Origin of the sequence: Mobilicoccus massiliensis (assembly GCF_000826525.2) — a bacterium.
Taxonomy (GTDB): Bacteria; Actinomycetota; Actinomycetes; order Actinomycetales; family Dermatophilaceae; genus Mobilicoccus; species Mobilicoccus massiliensis.
In genome coordinates, this window is sequence record NZ_LN651324.1 from 94520 (window position 1) to 116075 (window position 21556).

At 70.6% G+C, this 21556-nt stretch carries 16 protein-coding genes and 1 tRNA gene; 1 reads left to right on the forward strand and 16 read right to left on the reverse strand.

Annotation, left to right across the window (positions count from 1 at the left end; translation table 11 throughout):
- Positions 1-51 precede the first annotated feature (51 nt).
- From BN1197_RS01420 to BN1197_RS01450, 7 genes are read right to left on the reverse strand one after another with little or no spacing between them, the layout of a single operon-like run.
- On the reverse strand, positions 52-1212 hold the full coding sequence (locus tag BN1197_RS01420) for a polysaccharide biosynthesis C-terminal domain-containing protein (protein ID WP_040155500.1): 1161 nt from the start codon (positions 1210-1212) through the stop codon (positions 52-54).
- Complete coding sequence (locus tag BN1197_RS01425) at positions 1212-2246, reverse strand: polysaccharide biosynthesis protein (RefSeq protein WP_082043520.1); 1035 nt, start codon at positions 2244-2246, stop codon at positions 1212-1214. Before BN1197_RS01425 ends, BN1197_RS01420 begins: the two co-directional genes overlap by 1 nt.
- Positions 2243-3544 (reverse strand): glycosyltransferase family 4 protein, encoded by a 1302-nt coding sequence (locus BN1197_RS01430; protein ID WP_040155502.1) that lies wholly within the window; start codon positions 3542-3544, stop codon positions 2243-2245. Before BN1197_RS01430 ends, BN1197_RS01425 begins: the two co-directional genes overlap by 4 nt.
- Positions 3541-4227: an acetyltransferase gene (locus BN1197_RS01435; RefSeq protein ID WP_052465837.1), complete on the reverse strand. Its 687-nt coding sequence runs from the start codon at positions 4225-4227 to the stop codon at positions 3541-3543. Before BN1197_RS01435 ends, BN1197_RS01430 begins: the two co-directional genes overlap by 4 nt.
- A complete protein-coding gene (locus BN1197_RS01440; protein WP_082043521.1) occupies positions 4224-4889 on the reverse strand; it encodes a sugar transferase in 666 nt (221 codons plus the stop codon). Before BN1197_RS01440 ends, BN1197_RS01435 begins: the two co-directional genes overlap by 4 nt.
- The gene (locus BN1197_RS01445) at positions 4886-6094 is read right to left on the reverse strand and encodes a DegT/DnrJ/EryC1/StrS family aminotransferase (protein WP_040155504.1); all 1209 of its coding nucleotides are present in this window, start codon (positions 6092-6094) and stop codon (positions 4886-4888) included. Before BN1197_RS01445 ends, BN1197_RS01440 begins: the two co-directional genes overlap by 4 nt.
- On the reverse strand, positions 6091-7947 hold the full coding sequence (locus BN1197_RS01450; protein WP_052465838.1) for a polysaccharide biosynthesis protein: 1857 nt from the start codon (positions 7945-7947) through the stop codon (positions 6091-6093). The genes BN1197_RS01445 and BN1197_RS01450 overlap by 4 nt, the downstream gene beginning before the upstream one ends.
- Before the next feature lie 179 nt (positions 7948-8126).
- Here BN1197_RS01450 and BN1197_RS01455 point away from each other — a divergent pair, with 179 nt between their 5' ends.
- Positions 8127-9098 carry a zinc-binding dehydrogenase gene (locus tag BN1197_RS01455; RefSeq protein ID WP_040155505.1) on the forward strand — a complete coding sequence of 324 codons (972 nt, stop codon included), beginning with the start codon at positions 8127-8129 and terminating at the stop codon, positions 9096-9098.
- A 308-nt stretch (positions 9099-9406) separates the two neighbouring features.
- On the opposite strand, the gene BN1197_RS01460 is transcribed toward BN1197_RS01455, so the two are convergent.
- The 9 genes from BN1197_RS01460 to BN1197_RS01500 all read right to left on the reverse strand — a co-directional run bounded on the left by BN1197_RS01460 (position 9407) and on the right by BN1197_RS01500 (position 21398).
- Positions 9407-10057: a hypothetical protein gene (locus BN1197_RS01460; RefSeq protein ID WP_141397173.1), complete on the reverse strand. Its 651-nt coding sequence runs from the start codon at positions 10055-10057 to the stop codon at positions 9407-9409.
- A 171-nt stretch (positions 10058-10228) separates the two neighbouring features.
- Complete coding sequence (locus tag BN1197_RS01465; protein ID WP_095999826.1) at positions 10229-11395, reverse strand: PadR family transcriptional regulator; 1167 nt, start codon at positions 11393-11395, stop codon at positions 10229-10231.
- The gene (locus BN1197_RS01470; protein ID WP_040155509.1) at positions 11392-12390 is read right to left on the reverse strand and encodes a DUF4097 family beta strand repeat-containing protein; all 999 of its coding nucleotides are present in this window, start codon (positions 12388-12390) and stop codon (positions 11392-11394) included. The genes BN1197_RS01465 and BN1197_RS01470 overlap by 4 nt, the downstream gene beginning before the upstream one ends.
- 216 nt (positions 12391-12606) lie before the next feature.
- Complete coding sequence (locus BN1197_RS01475) at positions 12607-13332, reverse strand: GDSL-type esterase/lipase family protein (RefSeq protein ID WP_082043523.1); 726 nt, start codon at positions 13330-13332, stop codon at positions 12607-12609.
- Between the two features lie 6 nt (positions 13333-13338).
- Positions 13339-13515 carry a DUF6104 family protein gene (locus BN1197_RS01480; RefSeq protein ID WP_095999827.1) on the reverse strand — a complete coding sequence of 59 codons (177 nt, stop codon included), beginning with the start codon at positions 13513-13515 and terminating at the stop codon, positions 13339-13341.
- Positions 13516-13763: 248 nt separating this feature from the next.
- Positions 13764-17723, reverse strand: a complete 3960-nt coding sequence (locus BN1197_RS01485; RefSeq protein WP_040155511.1) for a multifunctional oxoglutarate decarboxylase/oxoglutarate dehydrogenase thiamine pyrophosphate-binding subunit/dihydrolipoyllysine-residue succinyltransferase subunit — start codon at positions 17721-17723, stop codon at positions 13764-13766.
- Positions 17724-18046: 323 nt separating this feature from the next.
- A complete protein-coding gene (locus tag BN1197_RS01490) occupies positions 18047-18940 on the reverse strand; it encodes an NAD-dependent epimerase/dehydratase family protein (protein WP_245851782.1) in 894 nt (297 codons plus the stop codon).
- 120 nt (positions 18941-19060) lie between these two features.
- Positions 19061-21088: an OPT family oligopeptide transporter gene (locus BN1197_RS01495; protein ID WP_040155513.1), complete on the reverse strand. Its 2028-nt coding sequence runs from the start codon at positions 21086-21088 to the stop codon at positions 19061-19063.
- A 238-nt stretch (positions 21089-21326) separates the two neighbouring features.
- Positions 21327-21398: transfer RNA gene (locus BN1197_RS01500), tRNA-Arg, on the reverse strand.
- Positions 21399-21556: the final 158 nt, after the last annotated feature.

The window sequence follows — 21556 nt, forward strand, 5'->3', positions numbered from 1 at the left end:
GGGCAGCCTCCGGGTGGTCGATGCGCGCTACGCGGGCCGTGCCTTTCACCATCATGCCTGTTGCGCCCCGCCGGGACGGTCGCGTCCTGTGAGAACGGGCAAGGGGTAGGTGTCGGGGTTGTCGGGGTCGAACAGCTCGTTGGTCCAGAACGACGTGACGAGTTCGTCGTCGCCGACGTTCTCGATGGAATGGGTCCACATCGTCGGCATGTCGACGACGGCGGGCTCGTCACCGGTGCAGCGGAACTCGATGGCGTCGTCGGTGAGGACGCGACGCAGCCGAATGAGCCCCGTACCCGAGAGCACCTGGAACCGTTCGATCTTGTGCAGGTGGACGTGATCGCCACGCGTGAATCCGGGGTTGGTCGTCGACACGAACGCCTGCCCGGGGCCTCCGTGGACGCGGATCGTCTCGACGAGCGTGCCGCGCCGGTCCGAGCGGGGCAGCGGCCGCAGCGGGTACGCCTCGGGCCACATCGCCGAGCGCAGCGTGTTGAACAACGCGACGTCGAACTCGTCGGTGAGAGCCGGGATCTCACCGACGGGTGCGTAGATCCGGTGCATCTCCGCGAACCGTTCGGCGACCTGCGAGATGAGCATCGGACGGCCCTGCGGGCGGACGAGTTCTGCTCCACCGTGCGCGGCCTCGTCGAGCGTGTCCACGAGGGCGGCCGCGGCGTCCTGCACGTGGAGGAGCGGAAGCTCCCGGTCGCCGACGATCGTCGGCGGCTCACCGTCGATGACACGGCGCGCGAACGTGGCGACGAAGCTGTTGTAGTCGGGGCGGCCATGCTCGCCGAAGAGTCCCGGGAGCCGCACCTCGCGTACCGGGGCGCCGAGCCGGGATCCCCACGCTCGCAACGTGTCTCCCGCACCGCGCTTGCCGGTGGCGTACGGCGAGTCGACGCCCCAGTGGCCCTCGTCGACGTAGGTGCTGCCGGAGTAGACGACGGTCGGCGTGGTGTCGGCTCGGTCGAGCGCGGCGACGAGGGCCTCTGCGAGGGCGACATTGCCGCCCGCCACCTCCTCGTCACTGCCACGGTTGTATCCGGCGAGGTGGAGTACGGCGTCGGCATCGCGGACGAGCTCGGGAAGACGCGCCCACTCCTGCCGGCCGACCGGTACGACGTCCCACTCCGGCCGCGTGAGCAGCAAGCGCGTGCGGGTGTGCATGCCGAGGAACCCGCGGGCTCCCGTGACGACGACGCGCATCAGTGGGCCCCCTCGACGAGCCGGATCTCAGGCAAGGTGCGCAGCAGCTCGACCGTGCCCGCGACGTCGAGACGGTCGGTGTTCTCGGAGGTGTAGTCGGTCTCGACGCTCGCGCGTGGATCGCCCTCCTCGAAGTACTTCTCGTACTCCAGTGAGCGTGCGTCGACCGGCACCCGGAAGTAGTCGCCCTCGTCGGTCGCCGTCGCGCGCTCCTCGCGGGAGAGCAACGTCTCGTGGCGTTTCTCCCCGTGACGCGTGCCGATGATCTCGATCGGGTGGTCGGGCACCCCCATGACGACCGCCACCGCGCGGGCGAGCGTCTCCACCGTGCTCGCCGGGGCCTTGCGCACGAACAGGTCACCGGGATTCGCGTGGGTGAACGCGTACTCGACGAGATCGACCGATTCGGCCAGCGACATGAGGAACCGAGTCATCGTCGGGTCGGTGACCGTCATCGGCCGGCCGGCGCGGATCTGCGCGACGAAGTGGGGGATCACCGAGCCACGTGAGTACATGACGTTGCCGTAGCGCGTGACGCTGACCACCGTGCCGGCCTCGGGATGACGCCGCGCGAAGGCCTGCGCCGTCTTCTCCATGAGGGCCTTGCTCATGCCCATGGCGTTGACGGGATAGACGGCCTTGTCGGTCGAGAGGCACACGAGGCCGCGGACACCGGTCGCATGCGCGGCGTCGACGACGTTGGCGCTGCCCACGACGTTGGTCTTCACGGCCTGGTCGGGAAAGAACTCACAGCTCGGCACCTGTTTGAGGGCGGCGGCGTGGAACGCGAAGTCGGCACCGACGAACGCCGCGTCGACGCTCGCGCGATCACGCACGTCGCCGAGGAAGAACTTGAGTCGCGGGTCGTCGAACGCGACCCGCATGTCGTGCTGCTTGGCCTCGTCGCGGGACAGGATGTGCACGGCCGCGACGTCGAGGCCGAGTAGATGTCGCGCCATGGTCGAGCCGAACGAGCCGGTGCCTCCGGTGATCGCGACGGTCGCGCCACGCACGTCGGTGTGGTCGGTGCTCACGCTCTCTGCCTCCTCCTCGGTGCACGCCGTTCACCGGCGCGTCGGGCGGCGAGATCGACGAGCCGTTCCGCCGCGTCACGACAGCTCTCGGTGTTCATATGGGTCTCGTAGTACGAGCGCGCCGAGTCACCGCGGCGCGCGAGCTCGTCGTCGGACCACCCGGCCATTCTCGCGATCGCCGATGCCGTGCGCGTCGGATCTCCGGGCGGGCAGGACAGGCCGCCGGCGTTCTCGACGACGTCCGCGACGTCCCCGGCCGCGTGGGCGAGCACGGGACGCCCGGCGCCCAGGCACGAGGCGACCTTGCTCGGCATCGTCACGCGCAGCAGGGGGGTGTCGGTGAGAGAGACGACGAGCACGTCGGCGCACGTGAGGAACTCGTCGATACGCTCGGGTGGCTGCGCCGGGAGGAGGCGAACGTTCGCCAGTCCGGCCGACTCGATCCGACGCTGCAGACGGTCTCGCATGACGCCCGGGCCGATGAGCGCGAGCGACGCCTCGGGAACGCGTGCGAACGCGTCCACGAGTGCGGTGAGGTTCTGCAGTTCGCCGAGGTTGCCGGCGTAGACGAAGAGCCGCCCGGCCGTGGGCAGTCCGAGCTCGTGACGGCGCCGCGTCGCCTCTGCCGCGGCGAGCCTGGGCAGGACGCGGGCGTCGACCGCGTTCGGGGTGTCGACCACGGCGTCGTCGGGCACGCCTCGCTCGACGAGGACCGCGCGCATGCCGGGGGAGATGACGCCCACGGCGTCGGTGTGGGCGAACGCGTGGCTGCAGAAGGCCGTGAGCCCCGACTCCATGAGCCGGGCGGCCCGGGAATCCCCGACGAAGCCGGCGGCCATGACACTGTCGGGCCACAGATCCTGCACGATCTGAGCGTGCGCGGCCCGGCCGCCGGCACCGCGCACCCGGTCGGCGAGCCGCGCCGTCAGCGCCGGCAGTGCAGCCGTCGCCGGGGAGGAATAGGTGAGCCACACGTCGGGACGCGGCAGGCGGGCCACGGCCAGGGCGGTGGCGGAGGTGGCGAACGAGAGATAGTTCGCCATGCGCGTCAGGGCGCGGGCGTCGTGGCTCGGGAAGAGCGGGGCTCGGTGGACGACGACCTCGGACCCGGGGCGACGATCGACGTCGCGCCGGTAAGGACGCAGGGGGTAACCCTCGACGAGTCGTCCGGTGGGGTAGTTGGGAAACCCGGTGAGCACGTCGACGGCGTGGCCGCGCGCCGCGAGGCCGTGGGCGATCCCGGCGGGAACCCCGGCCGGCTCCGGGGGGTACCACTGCGTGACGAGACGGATCCTCACGCCGCGGGCACACCCTTGACGACGACCCCGGCCAGGACGTTCCTCGTGACCAACGCCGCGCCGCCGACCACGGCGTCGTCTCCGATCGAGAGTCCCTGGAGGATCGCCGAATGGGTGCCGAGCATGACACCCCCGCCGATCGTCACGTCGCCCGACACGGCGACGAGCGGGTTGATCGAGACGTGGTCGCCGATGACGACGTCGTGGCCGACGCTGCACAGCAGGTTGACGTGCACGTGCCGGCCCACGCGCACGTTGGTCGTGAGCACGCTGCCGGCGCAGACGATCGTGCCGGGGCCGAGTTCGACGTCACCTCCCACGGTCGCGCCGGGGTGCACGAGCACCGGGCTCGGCCGGTCGCCGAGACGCGCGGCGATCCTGGCCTTGACCGCGGGGGAGCCGATGCCGATGACGTACTGCACGTCCGCGGGGGCCTGCTCGAGCCAGGCGAGATCGCCGATCACTCGAGCCCGTCGTCGCGCCACCCGTTCGAGGTTGTCCTGCGAAGGTGCATCGTCGACGTAGCCGAGCAGGTCGAACTGGATGCAGCCGGTGTTCATCGCCTCGACGACGTCCTGGACCTCCCGGCCGAAGCCGCCGCATCCGACGATGACGATCGGGACGACCGGGGCCACCGAACCGGGAGGCGTGGTCGCCGAGGTGGGGTGCAGCGAAGCCGTCATGGTCGGACCTCTCGTGTGCATGATCGGATGTCTCGGGTACCGGTCGAGCCTTTGGTGGCGACGGGTTCGGGGCGGAACTCGGCCATGGTCGCCTCCCCGGGGGCGGAGATCCCGTCACGCCGGACGACACGCACGACGGTGCGGGCCAGGATCGCCAGGTCGAGCGCGAGGGACGCCCGGTCGACGTACTCGACGTCCAGTCGCAACCGATCCTCCCACGTCGTGGCGTTGCGGCCGTTGATCTGGGCCAGTCCGGTGAGCCCTGGCGGCACGTCGTGTCGCCGCGCCTCCTCGGCGGTGTAGCGCGGCAGGTACCGCATGAGCAACGGGCGCGGGCCGACGAGACTGAGGTCGCCGCGCACGATGTTCCACAGCGAGGGGAGTTCGTCCAGGCTCGTCGAGCGCAGGAAGGACCCGAACGCGTCCATCCGGGAGGCGTCGTCCGCACGCCCCGGCGTGACCGGATGCATCGTGCGGAACTTGAGCATCTCGAACGGTTCACCGTGCAGCCCGGGCCGGGTCTGACGAAAGAGGACGGGGCTGCCCAGTCGCGCCCTGACCCCGAGCGCGACCACGGCCTGCACGGGCAGGCTCACGACGAGCGCGGGCCCCGCCACCGCGAGATCGAGCGCGCGTTTGAGGCGGCGGTAGGCGGGGGTCACGGCTGCGCCCTCCGCTCGCGGCTTGCGGAGAGCGCGGACTGCAGAACGCCACCCACACGCTCGACCTCGGCGTCGGTGAGGGCGGAGCCGCTGGGCAGGGTGATGCCCGAACCGAAGAGGCGCTCGCTCGTGCCGTCGAGGAAGGCGCGTGAGTCCGCGAAGACCGGCTGCAGGTGCATCGGCTTCCACAGATGCCGCGCCTCGATCCCGGCCTCGCCGAAGCGCGCGATGAGGGCGTCGGGGCCGAGGCCGTCGGGGCCGAGGCCGTCGGTAGTGCAGCCGGGGCCGTCGATGACGAGACACGTGAGCCAGCAGTTGTCGCCCTCGTCACCCGTCGCTCCGTCGGGCCCGCCCGGCGCTCGGCCGAGGATCCGCACGCCGTCGAACCCGTCGACGAGGTCTGCGTAGTACGCCCGGATCGCTCGGCGGCGGGCGATCATGTCGTCCAGTCGAACGAGCTGGGCCCGGCCCAGGGCGGCGAGGATGTTCGAGAGTCGGTAGTTGTAGCCGATCTCGGTGTGCTCGTACCACGGCACGGGCCGGCGGGCCTGCGTCGAGAGGTACCGGGCCCGGGCCAGCAGCTCGGGGTCGGAGGAAAGGAGCATGCCTCCGCCGGAGGTCGTCATGATCTTGTTGCCGTTGAACGACAGAGCCGCCGCCCGGCCGAACGACCCCGCCGCGCCGCCGGCCGTCGTGGCTCCCAGGGCCTCCGCGGCGTCTTCGAGGAGCGGGATGCCGCGTTCTGCGAGCGCGGGCGCGATCGCGGCGTAGTCGCAGGCCCGGCCGAAGAGATCGACGGTCATGACCGCGGCGATGTCGACCCCCTCGTCGAGAAGGGTGTCGACGGCCTCGACGAGAAGCGCCGGGGAGACGTTCGCGTCGTCGCCCGAATCGACGAAGACCGGCTCGGCGCCGGTGTAGGCGACCGCGTTGGCCGAGGCCGCGAACGTCATGCTCGGCAGGACGACGCAGCGGCCCGGTCGGGCGCCCATGCCTTCGAGCGCGAGGTGCAAGGCGGCCGTTCCCGAGGCGAGCGCCAACGCGCCCATCTCGCCACCGTCGCCGACGCGGGCCGCCACCTCCGCCTCGAACGCGTCGACCTCGGGTCCGAGGGGCGCCACCCAACCCGATCGCAGCGCCCGCAGGACGTACTCCTCCTCGAGCTCGGTGACGTGTGCCTGCGAGAGCAGGACCCGGTCGCTCATCGCGGCTCCTCGGTGCAGTCGGCGGTCGGGGCAGGCTCGCGCACCCCTGGATCACCCCGGCCGGCGCAGGCGGCCCGACGCATCCACTCGCGTGCGTCACCGCCGGAGACGAAGGCGCGGGTCACGACCTCCCCGACGGCCAGCGGCGGCACGGTGACCCGGCGCACGAGCTCATGAGCGGTGGGTCGGCGCTCCTCGGCATCGGAGAACAGGTCCTCGTCGAGCTTCTCCCCGGGGCGCAGGCCCGTGTAGACGATCTCGACGTCCTTGCGTCCCGAGAGCTGGATGAGTGTGGAGGCCACCTCGGCGATGCGCACCGGCTCTCCCATGTCGAGCACGAGAACGTCGCCGTCGGCCCCCATGGCACCGGCCTGCAGCACGAGCTGACAGGCCTCCGGGATGAGCATGAAGTAGCGCGTGACATCGGGATGGGTCACCGTGACCGGGCCACCCCGTTCGATCTGCGCGGTGAACGCCGGCACCACGCTGCCGCGGGAGCCGAGCACGTTGCCGAACCGCACGCTGACGAACCGGCCGGGATGGCGGCAGGCGAATTCCGCCGTGAGTCGCTCGGTGAGGCGCTTGCTGTAGCCGAGGGTCGACGTGGGATCGGCGGCCTTGTCGGTCGAGACGTTGACGAAGGTGTCCACCCCGATCTCGGCCGCGACCTGCAGAACGTTGAGGGTGCCGACGACGTTCGTCTTCCAGGCCTCCTCGGGGAATCGTTCGAGCAGCGGAAGGTGCTTGAGAGCGGCCGCGTGGAACACGACGTCGGGTCGCGCCAGGGTCATCGTCGCCCGCAGCGCGTCCAGATCACGGATGTCGGCGAGCAGGATCGAATCGCGGTCGAGCAGCCCGTCGCCGTCGAGGGAGAGCTGCGTCGCGTGCAGCGCCGACTCGTCCCGGTCGAGCAGGTACAGCACGCCGGGAGAGAACCTCGCGATCTGACGGCACAGCTCGCTGCCGATCGAGCCCCCCGCGCCCGTGACGAGCACCCGCTTTCCCGCGAGGTTGCGCGAGATGACCTCGGTGTCGAGATGCACGGGGTGCCGCCCGAGGAGGTCGGCGAGGTCGAGGTCTCGCAGCGCGTCGGCGGGGGTGTCGTCCATCATCTCGGCCATCGACGGCAGGACCTTGACCGACAGGCCTGCCTGCGACGCCGCACCGGACAGCTCGCGCGCGAGGCCGCCCTCCAGGCTGGGAGCAGCGAGGACGAGCACCGTGGCGTCGGTCTGAGCGGCGACGCGCGCAAGATCGGCCCGGCCACCGCGGACCCGGACGCCGTCGATGCTCAGCCGTGCCTTGGCGGGATCGTCGTCGAGCAACGCGACCGGCATCACCGGGCTGTCGTCCTCACGCAGGGCGCTGCGCACGAGGCGGCGCCCACCACGGCCGGCGCCGAAGACGATGGCTCGTTCGGCGCCGGGACGACCCCGCGCGGCGCGGGTGCTCGTCGAGCGGACCATGAGCCGCAGCGCGAACATCACCAGCAACGCGAGCGCCCCGCCGGTGACGGCCGCGGACCGCGGCAGCGTCGGAGGTCGCCACAACGTGCCGACGACGAACGTCAACGCCGTCACCAGCAGAGTCGTGCGGGCGAGATCCCAGGTCTCCTCGTAGGACCCGCGGTCGTGCCCGGTGCGGTACGGGCCGAGCAGGCCGCCGATGACGACCTGGAGAACGGCCGCGACGAGACCGAAGACGATCGTCAACGTCCATGCACCCGGCGGAAAGTCGAAGTCGTACCGCAGCCACACCGTCGAGAGCATCGCCACGATCCAACACACGGAGTCGACCGCGGCCCACCCGGCCCGCACGGCCCGCTGGCGACGGGCCACGGCGACGTCCAACACGTGGTTCCTCCCGCGGTCGAGTAACCGATGGCATGCGAAAACCGGCCCACGCGAACGTGTTCCGACCAACCCCCCTGGCCCGGAGCATCCGATCACGGGCCCGGGGAAAGTGTAGCCCGCGAGAATCCGCGTCCCTTCGAGGCGACGTACCCGTCGCATCCCTGACTAGCGTGGGCGCCATGCTTGCCGCCTACTGCGAATCACAGTCCGCGTCCGACCCGCTCTCCGGCCTCGTCGTCGGTGAACGTCCCGATCCCGAGCCCCGTGACGGGTGGTCGGTCGTCACCCTGCGCGCCGCCACGCTCAACCACCACGACCTCTGGTCGCTACAAGGTGTCGGCCTGCCCGCCGACCGGCTCCCGATGATCCTCGGCTGCGACGGCGCCGGCATCGACGAGGACGGCAACGAGGTCATCCTCCACAGCGTCATCGCCTCGCCGGGCTGGCTCGGGGACGAGACGTTCGACCCCAAGCGCTCGCTGTTCTCCGAGGTGCACCAGGGAACGTTCTCCGAGCGGGTGCTCGTCCCGACGCGCAACCTCGTGCCCAAGCCGGAGGACATGAGCTGGGCCACTGCCGCCGCGCTGCCCACCGCCTGGCTCACGGCCTACCGGATGCTCTTTCGCAACGCCGACGTCACGCCGGGGGGTCTCGTGCTCGTGCAGGGCGCCGGCGGCGGTGTCGCGACCGCCCTCATCCAGCTGGGTGCCGCCGCGGGCCTGCGCATGTGGGTGACCAGCCGTGACGAGGAGAAGGGGCAACGTGCCGTCGAGCTCGGCGCCGAGGCAGCGTTCGAGTCCGGAGCCCGGCTGCCGGAGAAGGTCGACGCCGTCATGGAGACGGTCGGCGCCGCCACGTGGTCCCACTCCGTCAACGTCCTGCGCCCCGGTGGCACGATCGTCACGTGCGGCGCCACCAGCGGCGACGCACCCAAGAAGACCGAACTCACGAAGATCTTCTTCCGACAACTCCGCGTCATCGGCTCGACGATGGGCAACCGCGCCGAACTCGAACTCCTCTCCCAGTTCGTCCGGCGCCACGACCTCGACCCGATCGTCGACCTCGAGGTCCCCCTGGCCGACGCCCGCCAGGCCTTCGAACGCCTGGCCTCGGGAGACTCCTTCGGCAAGATCGTCCTCACCAACGCGTGAGCCCGGTGTCGTGAACGCCGAAACAGGCACGTTCGCCCGCACGTCTCGGGCCGGGCGAGGCGCCCGGGCGGGCGAACCCGCCTGTTTCGGCTGGGCGGCGTGCGGCTGAGTGAGTCCCGCGTGAGGCCAAAGAGAGCCGAGACAGGCTCTTTCACCCCTGAGCCGCCGGGTTTTCGTGGCTGGGATGGGGTGAAAGGGCCTGTTTCGGCGTCTTCTGGGTCGTGTGTTGCCCGGAGGCTCCGGACGGGCCCGTCAGCGGGTCTTGAGGGTGACGGTGCGGCCTCCGACGCTCGACGTGGGGGCCGTCGTCACGCGGTGGGCCGAGCCCGCCGACGGGAGGGGGAGCCCTTGGCGTCGGTGCGGGCTGACTTCACGGTCTCCCAGGTGCACACCGACCCGCGGCACGTGCCCTTCTGCAGGCTGGCCACGGCGCCCGACCAGGGCCGCAGCTTCTTCGCCTTGAGGTCGAAGCGGGTGGCGGCGACGGCGACGTTCGTGCGTCCGACGTTGGTCGACAGCCGGGAGCCGCTCTTGACGACGATGGCGCCGGGCGTGAGGTACATGAGCCCGTTCTCCGCGTCACTGCCCGAGACCGGCACGAGGCGGTATCGGCCGATCGCGGAGGCGTCCGGGGTCGGGATGGTCACGGTCTGCTCGCGGCCGGTGAGGCTCACGCGCGCGACGTCCTTGTCGGAGGGAGACACCAACCGCCACGTTGCTCGCGACCCGAGGGGGCACTGGCCCAACCGCATCTCGACCGAGGTCTTCGTGCCGGTGGTCGTGACGACCGGAGGAGCGGACACCGCACACGACGACGCGGACGGCACCGGCACCGCGGGTTTGGCGACCGCAGCAGCGCCGGCGGTCTCGTTCGTGGCGGCCGACGCGGCGCTCGGCGCGGCGAACGTGGCAAGACAGGCGGCGGCGGACAGGGCGGCCAGGCGGGTTGCGGGACGCATGGAGACCTCCTCGAGGGGCGAGACTGCGGGCCCCACCCTAACGGCGCTCGTCGACATCCAGGTGCCTCTCACGCCGTCGGTGGCGGCCGCGCGACACCTGGGCGGCACGTCGGCCCGCGACGCGCGACGGTGTGGGCCGTGCGCGTCGCGGGCCGATCCGTGGGTCCGATCTCAGTCGCGTGGTGCCTCGAGCACGCGCCGAATACGCTCCCCCGCGTCCTTGAGGATCGCGACGACCTCGCGCACCTGATCGGGGGAGGGGAACGGGCTCTCCTGCCGTCGGTCGTCGTGACTTCCAGCGGAATCGGCAGGTGCCTCCCTGTCCTCGACGACCTCCCCGAGGATCGCGTCCTCGTCGGTCACGGCATCCGCCACCGCCTCAGAGGCCCCCGCGCCGCTCGAGTTCATCGGGGTGCCCGAGGGTCCGCCGGCGGGGGGCGGTGACCCGGCCTCCACGACGACCTCATCGCCCTCCGGTGCACCGCCGGACGCGTTACGGTCATCGGATGTGATCTTGGTCACTTGGGACGGCGCTGGCTCGGTTGCGGCGCGGGATTCCCGGGCCCCGTCGCCGCCCCGTGCGCTCATCGCGTCACTCTCCGACGTCGGGGCGTCGGCGCCGGCACGGCGGTCACCAGGGTCGTCACTTCGGTGAGCATCGGCGACATCCGGACCGGTGGGCGCCGGACCTGCCCCGCCGGCATGCCGGCCGGGAGGGCTCCCGGGGCGCGGACGATGGAAATCGTGAGCATCCGTCTCCGAATCCTCGCGACGCCTCTCCGGGCTCCCTCCGAAGCCCCAGCGGCGGGCGGCGCGCGCGATGGCGTCGGGGTCGGGGAGGTTGCCGCGGGTGAGGCCGCCGAGCAGGGCGTCGAGATCGAACGCCGGCGGAACCGCGCCACCGGCCGCGTCGGTCGCCCAGCTCCACGGCGACCCCGGGTCATCCGCAGTGGTCCGGTACTGCGCCGTCGCCGCGGTCATCTCCGTACGCAGCTCCTCGGCGCCGGCGCGCACGCGAGCACGCATCTCGTCGGCGAGCCGCTCGGCGGAGGCGTCGAGTGAGGTCTCCAACTCGTCGATGTCGGCGGCACGAGCCTCGGCCTCGGCGCGTCCGGCGTCGGTGAGCCGGTACAGCGCCTTGCGGCCCTCGTCGGTGCGTTCGACGAGCCCCTCCTCCTCGAGCTTGGCCAGTCGCGGATATACCGTGCCCGCGCTCGGGGAGTACAGGCCGGAGAACCGATTCTCGAGGTCCCGGATGATGTCGTAGCCGTGCCGTGGCCCGTCCTGGAGCAGCGCCAGGAGGTAGAGCCGCAGCTGGCCGTGGCCGAAGACGCTCATCGCCACGCCGTCCCCGGGCCCGGACGGCCGTTCTCGTCGTCGTTCGGCAGGTCGCTCTGGACGTCCGACGACCGCGGATCGCGGCGCAGGTCGTCCTGGATGTCGCTGCGTCCCGGGTCACCGATCACCGGCCCGGTCTCGGGAGTCCAGCGCGCCCCGGTCGTTCCGGCGTCGCGCCGCAGGACGACGAGATCGCCCGACACCGTGCGTGCCTTGATCGCGACGCTCCGGTCGCCGGTGTAGCGGTGCCCGCCACGCTTGCCGTCCTCGATCAGAGGTTCGCCGTCGACGACGACATGGCCCGAGGCGGATCCGACGGTGGCGTCGAACCCGCTGCCGGCGGGCAGGCGGATCGACAACTCGCCGGAGACCGTGTTGGCGGTCACCAGCGTCGGACCGTGGCGCAGGTCGAGGATCATGCGCCCCGAGACGCTGTTGAGGCGCGTCGTGCGTAGCACGGCGTCCTGCACGGTGACGCCGCCGGAGACCGTCTTGACCTTGAGCTCGCCCGAGGGGGAGGCGCATTCGACATCGCCACTGACCGTCGCGACGTCGACGGCACCTGTCGGGCGATCGAGGGTGACTCCGCCGGAGACCGTGTAGACCGAGACGTTGCCGTGCGAGCCGCCGGAGAGCACGTCGGCGCTCGCGGTCTTGACCGAGACGGCCGTGTCGTCGGGCAGGGTGAGGGTGAGGCGCGCGCGAGGCCGTTCGCCGACGCCGCCACCGAGGAAGGACTTGAGCAGGCCCCACACCTGACCCTCCGAGTCGCGCATCTGCTCGATCTTGAGTGCGCGGTCGCTCCACGTCATGGTGAGCGGCGGGCCGGTGAGTTCACGGACTTCCAGTCGTGCCGTCGTCGTTCCGGGAGCGGCGACCATGTCGACGCCGCCACCGAGGAGCGTCACCGAGACGCTCTTGGGGTTGTCGAACTCCCGCACCGCGGGGGAGTCGATGGGAGGTTCGATGCGGTCGGTCTTCTGATACGCGTCCATCCGGGCTCTCCTGATTCGCGATATATCGTGACTGCCAGTCTCACGATATATCGCGGATCGGCTCAGCGACAGACCCCTCCTGCGAAGGTCGACGCGAGGAGGCAGGGCCCCGGCGACGGACCGACGGCGACGCCCTCGACGCGTCGGAGAACCCGATCGGAAACAGCACACGCCCGGCCGGGGATCCCCGGCCAGGCGTGGCATCGACGAGTCGGATCAGGCGCCGATCTGCAGCCAGCTCTCCCAGCCGCCGTGGAGCACGAGCCAGGCCAGCAGGCCGTACCCGGCCTGGCCGGGGTGGCGCTGGTCGCGGGAGGCGCCGAGGTCGCTGAGCCACTGGTCGTGCTCGACGAGGGGGTAGAAGCAGTCGACGAACGGCACCGAGCGGCGGGCACACACGTCGGCCTGGGCCTCGACGATGACCTCGATGCGTTCGTTGAGCGCCGGGTCGAGCGTGGGCGGCGGGCCGACGACGAACGGCGCGATGCCGCGCGCGGTCGCGTCGTCGAGGATGTTGGCGAGGTTGAGCCGTGAGCGGGCCGTGGTGAGATTGACGAGCACGTCGTTCTGGCCGACCCCGAGCACGAGACGGCGCTCGCGCCGCTCCTGCCAACGCAGCAGACCCTCACCCTTCCAGCGCTCGAGCACGTCGGCGGAGCACTCGCCCCGCACCCCGAGGTTGTACGCCGAGACGTCGAGATCGGGGTGCGACGTGCGCCCCATGACCCGCGACACCCAGCCGAGACCCTTGGGGTCGCCGTACCCCGACACGAACCCGTCGCCGATGAAGACGATGCCGACGTCGCGCGGCCCGTCGTGCGCGAAGGAGTCGGCGCTCGGGGTGAACGAGGTGGGAATGCCGTCGTCGAGGGCGTCGTCGGTGCCCCCGTCCGCCGGGTGGCCGGCGAAGTCGTAGGCGCCGGTGGTGTCGTCAGTGCTCACGAATGTTCAGTCCTCGTCGTCGTCGAGTCGGGCCAACCAGGTGGCGAGGCGCTCGATAGGGGTCTCGAACTCGGGGTTGAGATCGACGAACACGCGGAACCGCTCGGCGAGCCAGTCGATCGTGACCTCGTCGTCCCCACGGCGACTCGCGAGTTCCTCGATGCCGCGGTCGGTGAAGTACACGAGGGCCATTCTGCCTCATTCGCAGTCGTCCTTCGGGCACCCGGGTGCCCGGCGCGGGTATGCAGCGGGTCTGCGCGAGGCAAGGTGCTGTGCACTCATCGCGCGAACGTTCGAACCGACCGGCACCGCGCCGTACGCAGCGAGGATGCGCACGCGCACGGTGCCGGACGAAGGCCGCGGGGCCCCGCATCGGTTGCGGGGCCCCGCGGCCTCGTTGACGCCGGTCGCAGGGGGCCGGCCGCTGGGGGTCAGCGGTCGAAGGCGTCCTTCATGAGCTGCTCCTGCTCCATCGCGTGGACCTTCGCCGAGCCGGTCGACGGCGCAGCCGATTCGGGCCGGGCCACGAGGTGCAGCGGCCGGGTCTCGCCACGGTCGGCGAGGGCCTGCGGCAGGTTGAGCGCCATGAACGGCCAGGCGCCCTGGTTGCGCGGCTCGTCCTGCACCCAGACGAGGTCGGCGTTCGGGTACTCCTTGACCGCCTCGGCGATCTCGTCGGCGGGCAGCGGGTACAGCTGCTCGACGCGCACGATCGCGATGCGGTCGTCCTCGCGCTCGGTGCGGGTGGCCTCGAGGTCGTAGACGACGCGGCTCGAGGCGAGCAGCACCCGGTCGACCTGCTGGGCCGCGGGCTCGGCGTGGTCGCGGATCACGGGCTGGAAGGTGCCCTGCGTGAAGTCCTCGACCGGGCTCGTGGCCGCCTTGAGGCGCAGCAGCTGCTTGGGGGTGAAGACCACCAGCGGCTTGCGCGGGCGGGCGTACGCCTGACGACGCAACAGGTGGAAGTAGCTCGCCGGCGTGCTCGGGTAGGCGACCGTCATGTTGTCCTGCGCGCACAGCTGCAGGTACCGCTCGATGCGCGCGGAGGAGTGGTCGGGGCCCTGACCCTCGTAGCCGTGGGGCAGCAACAGCACGACCGAGCTGCGCTGGTTCCACTTCTGCTGCGAGCTGGAGATGAACTCGTCGATGATGCTCTGGGCGCCGTTGGCGAAGTCGCCGAACTGCGCCTCCCAGCACACGAGAGCGTCGGGCCGCTCGACCGAGTAGCCGTACTCGAAGCCCATCGCCGCGTACTCGCTGAGCAGCGAGTCGTAGATCCAGAACCGCGCCTGGTTGCCCAGGTAGAGCAGCGGGGTCCACTCCTCGGCCGTCTCGCGGTCGATGAGCACGGCGTGACGCTGGGTGAACGTGCCGCGGCGGGAGTCCTGCCCGGCCAGACGCACGGGCGTGCCCTCGGTGAGCAGAGAACCGAACGCGAGCAGCTCGCCCATCGCCCAGTCGATGCCGCCGTCGCGCGTCATCTGGGTGCGCTTCTCGAGCATCTTGACGAGCTTCTTGTGGACCGTGAACCCGTCGGGGTACTTCGTCCACGCGTCACCGAGACGCTCCATGAGCTCGGTGTTGATGGCCGTGGCCACGCGACGCCCCGGCGTGCGATCGTCCTGCTCCTGGGCCTCGGGACGCTCCAGGCCGGCGTGGTCGGTGGACTGACCCTGCGCCTTGGTGGCCTCACGCGTCTCGATGAAGACCTTCTCGAGCCGCGACTGGTAGTCGCGCATCGCGTCGGCCGCGTCGTCCGGCGTGATGTCGCCACGGCCGATGAGCGCCTCGGTGTAGAGCTTTCGCACCGACCGCTTGGCCTCGATGAGGTGGTACATCAGCGGCTGGGTCATCGAGGGGTCGTCGCCCTCGTTGTGTCCACGCCGGCGGTAGCAGACGAGGTCGATGACGACGTCCTTGGCGAACTTCTGCCGGTACTCGTACGCGATGCGCGCGACGCGGACGACGGCCTCGGGGTCGTCGCCGTTGACGTGGAAGATCGGCGCCTGGATCATGCGCGCCGGGTCGGAGGAGTACACCGAGCTGCGCGAGGAGGCGGGCGCCGTGGTGAACCCGACCTGGTTGTTGACGATGATGTGCACGGTGCCGCCGGTGCGGTAGCCGCGCAGCTGGCTCAGCTGCAGCGTCTCGAGGACGACACCCTGGCCGGCGAACGCCGCGTCGCCGTGCAACAGCACCGGCAGCACGGTGAACGCCTCGCCGTGCAGGTCGATACGGTCCTGCTTGGCGCGCACGATGCCCTCGAGCACGGGGTTGACGGCCTCGAGGTGGCTCGGGTTGGCCGCGAGGTAGACCTTGGTCTTCTCGCCGTCCTCACTGACGAACTCGCCCTCGGTGCCGAGGTGGTACTTGACGTCACCGGAGCCCTGGACGCTGCTCGGGTCCTGCTTGCCCTCGAACTCGCGGAAGATCTGCCCGTAGCTCTTGCCCGCGATGTTGGCGAGCACGTTGAGGCGGCCACGGTGAGGCATGCCGATGCAGACCTCCTCCATGCCGTCCTTGGCCGCCATGAAGAGCACCTCGTCGAGCGCGGCGATGGTGGACTCGCCGCCTTCGAGACTGAACCGCTTCTGGCCGACGAACTTCGTCTGCAGGAAGGTCTCGAACGCCTCGGCGGCGTTGAGGCGACGCAGGATGCGCATCTGCTCGTCGCGGCCGACCTTCTGCGCCGGCACCTCGACCCGCTCCTGCATCCAGCGACGCTGCTCCGGGTCCTGGATGTGCATGTACTCCACGCCGACCGTGCGGCAGTAGGAGTCCTGCAGCACGTCGAGCATCTCGCGCAGCGTGGCCATGGGCTTGCCGCCGAAGCCGCCCGTCGGGAACTCGCGGTCGAGATCCCAGATCGACAGACCGTGCGTGGAGAGCTGCAGGTCGGGGTGGCGACGCTGGCGGTACTCCAACGGGTCGGTGTCGGCGAGCAGGTGTCCGCGCACGCGGTAGGCGTGGATGAGCTGCTGCACGCGCACCGACTTGCTGAGGTCGTCGTCGTGCGTGGTCGAGACGTCCTGGCTCCAGCGGATGGGCTCGTACGGGATGCGCAGCGAGGCGTAGATCTCGTCGTAGAACCCGTCCTCACCCAGCAGGTTGCGGTGGATGATTCGCAGGAAGTCACCGGAGGCCGCGCCCTGGATGATGCGGTGGTCGTACGTGCTCGTCAGGGTCATGATCTTGCTGATGGCCTGACGGTTGAGCGTGTCGAGGCTCGCGCCCTGCCACTCGGCCGGGTACTCCATCGCGCCGACGCCGATGATCGTGCCCTGGCCCTTCATGAGCCGCGGCACGGAGTGCACGGTGCCGATCGTGCCGGGGTTGGTGAGCGAGATCGTCGTGCCGGCGAAGTCGTCGACCGTGAGCTTGTTGTCGCGGGCGCGGCGCACGATGTCCTCGTACGCGCTCCAGAAGCCGAAGAAGTCGAGCTGCTCGGCCGCCTTGATCGAGGGCACGACCAGCGAGCGCGAGCCGTCGGGTTTGGGCAGGTCGATGGCCAGGCCGAAGTTGATGTGTGCGGGCTTGACCAGCGAGGGCTTGCCGTCGACGACGTCGAAGCTGTAGTTCATGTCGGGCAGCACCTTGAGGGCCTTGACCACGGCGTACCCGATGATGTGCGTGAAGGAGACCTTGCCACCGCGGTTGCGACGCAGGTGCTGGTTGATCGCGACGCGGTTGTCGATGAGCGCCTTCGCCGGCATGGAGCGCACGCTCGTCGCGGTGGGCACCTCGAGGCTCGCGTCCATGTTGGTGACGATGCGCGCCGCCGGGCCGCGCAACGGCTTGACCTCGTTCTGGGCGACCTCCTTGGCCGGCTTGGCGGCCGGGGTGTCACGGGAGGTCGGCATCTGACGCGCCATCGGCTCGCGGGTCTCGTCGCCGGGCTTGGGAGCCGGGGGAGTGGTCTCGTGACTCTGGGCGCTCGCCGCCTTGGACTCCGCGCCGGTGTCGGCTCCCGCCTCGGTGTTGGGCGACGGCTTGCTCGGCCGGCGGTCCCCGGTCTCGGTCGTGGCCTGCCGCTCGCCCTCGTCGGTGGGCTTGCCCCCCGGCGCCTTGCCCGCCTTCTCGGTGTCGGAGGATGCCGTGGGCTTCTTCTGCGGCGCGGGCTTCTCCTCGGCCTTCGCGCCCGCCTTGCTCGACTCGGGCTTGGCCTCGGCCTTCTGCTCGGAACTCTTCGCGGGCCTCGCCGGGGCGGGCCGGCTCGGCCCGGAACCGTCACCGCTGCGCGCCTGTCCCGGCTTGTAGTCGGCGAAGAAGTCCCACCAGGCCTCATCGACCGAGTGCTTGTCCTCGAGGTATTGCTCGTAGAGCTCGTCGACCAGCCATTGATTGGGTCCGAACTCCGCCAGGGGGTCGCTTGCCGAGGGCTTGTCGGTCACGGGAGATAACGCCTCTTTCGAACGTCGACTATGCCGGCTGGGTCCCGCGACGCCCGTCGGTCCGAGCGTCGACGAGACGCGGAAACGACATCTGACGCAACGAGGACATACGTGGATCAGGGTACATGTGCAGGTGCGGCCGGGGCGCGCCGACGTCGCCGCGATCCGGCGATCTCGTGACGGGGTGTGAAGGAGGCGCAGGGGTGCGTTCCGGGTCGCACCCGCTCGCGACGGTGCAGGTCGGCCCACGGGCGCAGCAACCGGCGGCGGTCGGGAACGTGTCGATCGCCGCGTCGTCCCGGCCCGACCCCGGCAGCGCGGGCTCAGGGGTGGCGGCGACCCTCGCCGGCGATGATCGCCGAGTACCCCTCGCGATAGCTGGGGTAGGCGAACTCGAACCCGGAGGCGCGCAGCGCGGTCGAGCTGAGACGGCGCCCCTCGTCGTCGGCGACGCGAGGCGACGGCTCCTGCGGCGGCAGCCCGAGTTCGCCACGGATGTGGTCGGCGACGTCGAGTGCGTGTGCCGGCTCGGTGTCGGTGCCGAGGTACAGGGGGCCCGGGTGGTCGGACATGGTGAGCAGGTGCACCACGGCGGCCGCCGCGTCGTCGCGGTGGATGCGGTTGGTCCACGAATCGGCGATCTCGCCGCGGCGTGCCCTCTCGATGAACCGTCCGCGCCCGGGGCCGTAGAGCCCGGAGAGACGCAGGACGGTGCCGCGGGGCATCCGTTCGAGGAAGAGCCTCTCGGCCTCGAGAAGGACGTCGTGAGTGGGGCGGGCCGGGCGTGGCGCCGTGGTCTCGTCGAGGTCGCCGGTGAGATCGCCGTACACGCCGGTGGACGACACGAGCACCGCGCGCTCCGGCTCGATGCCCGCCGCGCCGAGGGCCTCGAACACCCGCTTCAGTCCGCCGACGTAGGTCGCGCGATAGGCCTCCTCGTCGCGGGAGTCGGCGGTGAGGATGATCGCGACGCGCTCGTAACGGCCCGGGGGCAGGTCGGGGACGTCATGAGTGAGATCGACCGAGAGCCCGGGGATCTGCGGCGGGAGGACGTCGACCGTACGCCGGAGGCCGAGAACGCGGTCGCCGCGGGCGGTCAGGCGCAGACCGACCTCCGTGCCCAGGTCACCGCACCCGGCGATGAGTGCCGTCGGCGCCTCGGATGTGACGCCGGTGGCCGTGGCCGGCCTCGAAACGGCGGTGCGATCGTCGCTCATGGCGGCGACGTTACCGGCCGTCGACGCCGGCGTGCCGCGCGGTCTGCGATCGCTGCAGGCAGCCCCCGGACGCCGAAGGGCGCCGGGCCTCGTCGGATCCGGCGCCCTTCGTCGAGGCGACTAGCGCACGTTCGCCGTGCCCGACTCGATGTCGGGCCCGGGCAGGTCGGTCCCGCGGGCCAGCGTGCGGATCCACTGGTACAGGCCGAGGACGATGACCGCGAACACGATGACGCCCGCGATGTTGGCGATCGGCTCGAAGCCCTCACCCATGATCGCCATCGGCGACTCATCGCCGGTGGCGGCGACGACCCCGGCGAACAGCACGCCGAAGAGCGACTCACCGACGATGAGGCCGGTGGCGAGCAGCACGCCGATGCGCTTGACCGACTCCGGGTTCGAGCGCTGGTGGGCCCACCGGTCGTAGAGCAGGCCGAGGACGGCGCCGATCGGGATCATGAGCGTGAGGTCGATCGGCAGGTACATGCCCATGCCCACCGCGAGCGGCGGCAGTGCCAGCCTGCGGTTGCCGACGCGGTGGAGGAGTTCGTCCACGACGACGACGACGGCACCGATCGTGGCGCCGAGTCCGATGAGCCCCCAGTCGAGGCCGCTGCCGAGAACTCCGTTGGCCAGCGTCGAGATGAGCGAGGCCTGCGGCGCGGCGAGCGCATCCTTGCCCGCGCCCGGAGCTCCGGCGAACCCGAAGCTCGTGTTCATCACCTGGAGGATGGGCGGGATGACCATCGATCCGAAGGCGACACCGATGACGAGCGCGACCTGCTGCTTCCACGGCGTCGCGCCGACGAGCTGACCGGTCTTGAGATCCTGCAGGTTGTCGTTGCTGATGGTCGCGACGCCGAACACCACGGCCGTCGTGAACAAGGTGTAGGCGACGAGCGCCTCGGTCTGGCCCGCGCCGACGCCGTGCACGGCCTTGATGAGCAGGGCCGCGGTGACCGCGACGATGATGCCGACGCCGGAGATCGGCGAGTTCGACGCGCCGATGAGACCGGCCATGTAACCGCAGACCGAGGCGACGAACAGGCCGACGAGCAGGACGTAGAGGATCGAGGTGATGACGAGGCCCGTCGCGTTGCCCTCCAGGGGGGTGCCGCGGGTGAACAGCCAGAGCAGCGCGCCGATCGGCAGCATGGAGGCGAGGGTGACGCCCGCGACGACCTTGAACGACAGGTCGCGCTCGGTGATGTCGACCTCCTGGCCCGCGGCGCGGGCGTTGGTCGAGGCGAGGGCGTCCTTGATGCCCTTGATGATCGGGCCGATGATCTTGAGCAGGGTCCACACGGCCGCGACACCCATCGCGCCGGCGCCGATGAGACGGATGTCGCTCTTGAACACGGCACCGACGACGTCGGCGAGCGGCTCGCCGCCCCCGACCTGGCCGGCGGTGTACATCGGCAGCAGCACGCCCCAGGAGATGACGAGGCCGACGATCATCGCGATACCGACGGTGATGCCGACGAGGTGACCCACGCCGATGAGGGCCAGCGACAGGCTCGAACCGATCATCGTGCCGCCGGAGCCGACGCGGAACGCCTTGTCGACGCCCTCGGCGACGAGCTTGAGCTTGGCGAGCAAGAGGAAGCAGGCCGCGCCGAGCGCTCCCGCGATGATGACCTTGAGGCCGCGCTTGTTCTCCTCGTGGCCCTCGGTGGAGTCCCCGACGCGCAGCACCTCGGCGGCCGCTACACCCTCGGGGTAGGGCAGGTCGGAGCCCGTCACGAGGGCCCGCCGCAGCGGGATCGAGTACATGACACCGAGGATGCCGCCGAAGAGGCAGACGCCGACCGTGGTCCAGTACGGGAATCCGGTCCAGTACCCGAGCATCACGAGGCCCGGGAGCACGAAGATGATCGCCGACAACGTGCCCGCCGCCGACGCGATCGTCTGCACGATGTTGTTCTCGATGATGCTGTGATCGCGGAACATCCGCAGCACGGCCATCGAGATCACCGCGGCGGGAATCGACGTCGCGAACGTCAGACCTACCTTGAGACCCAGGTACACGTTGGCCGCGGTGAAGACCAACGTGATGATGCCGCCGATGACGACGCCACGGATCGTGAGCTCCCGCAGACCCGTCGGCCGGTGGGCCGACGGCGTGGCGGGGGTGACCGGTGCGGACATCGCACCCTCCTTCTCGAGCGCTGTTGACGCTCCTACCAGGACGTTCGAGTTGAGGACGGGGCGACCGTCCCGAGAACCCACCAACCGTACGGCCGTCGCTTACCTACCACGCGGGATTTCGCGAGATTGGGGGACCTCGTTCCCGTCCCGGTCCAAACGGATGCACAGGACGGGCCGGGCTCGCGACAGGCAGAAGGGGAGCCACCTCTGGAGTGAAGCGGCTCCCCTTCTGTCGCTGCGCCCCCGGCAGGATTCGAACCTGCGCTCCCGCCTCCGGAGGGCGGTGCTCTATCCCCTGAGCTACGGGGGCCTGCGCAACGGCGTCAACCTTTCGGCCGACGGCACCGCAGAAGCCTACCAGCACCCGGCGGAGCCGATGACACGTCGCGGGACGCGGCTGCGCGGTTACCGTCTCAGGCCATGAGCGATGCTGCGGTAGTAAGTGATTCGCCCCGCATCCGGGGGGTG

Bases quoted from the DNA above. Each gene is read 5' to 3' on its own strand.
- BN1197_RS01445 (WP_040155504.1), bottom strand. From the start codon at position 6,094: ATGAGCGACCGGGTCCTGCTCTCGCAGGCACACGTCACCGAGCTCGAG.
- BN1197_RS01435 (WP_052465837.1), bottom strand. From the start codon at position 4,227: ATGACGGCTTCGCTGCACCCCACCTCGGCGACCACGCCTCCCGGTTCG.
- BN1197_RS01455 (WP_040155505.1), top strand. From the start codon at position 8,127: ATGCTTGCCGCCTACTGCGAATCACAGTCCGCGTCCGACCCGCTCTCC.
- BN1197_RS01495 (WP_040155513.1), bottom strand. From the start codon at position 21,088: ATGTCCGCACCGGTCACCCCCGCCACGCCGTCGGCCCACCGGCCGACG.
- BN1197_RS01420 (WP_040155500.1), bottom strand. From the start codon at position 1,212: ATGCGCGTCGTCGTCACGGGAGCCCGCGGGTTCCTCGGCATGCACACC.
- BN1197_RS01465 (WP_095999826.1), bottom strand. From the start codon at position 11,395: ATGAGCGTCTTCGGCCACGGCCAGCTGCGGCTCTACCTCCTGGCGCTG.
- BN1197_RS01490 (WP_245851782.1), bottom strand. From the start codon at position 18,940: ATGAGCGACGATCGCACCGCCGTTTCGAGGCCGGCCACGGCCACCGGC.
- BN1197_RS01460 (WP_141397173.1), bottom strand. From the start codon at position 10,057: ATGCGTCCCGCAACCCGCCTGGCCGCCCTGTCCGCCGCCGCCTGTCTT.
- BN1197_RS01470 (WP_040155509.1), bottom strand. From the start codon at position 12,390: ATGGACGCGTATCAGAAGACCGACCGCATCGAACCTCCCATCGACTCC.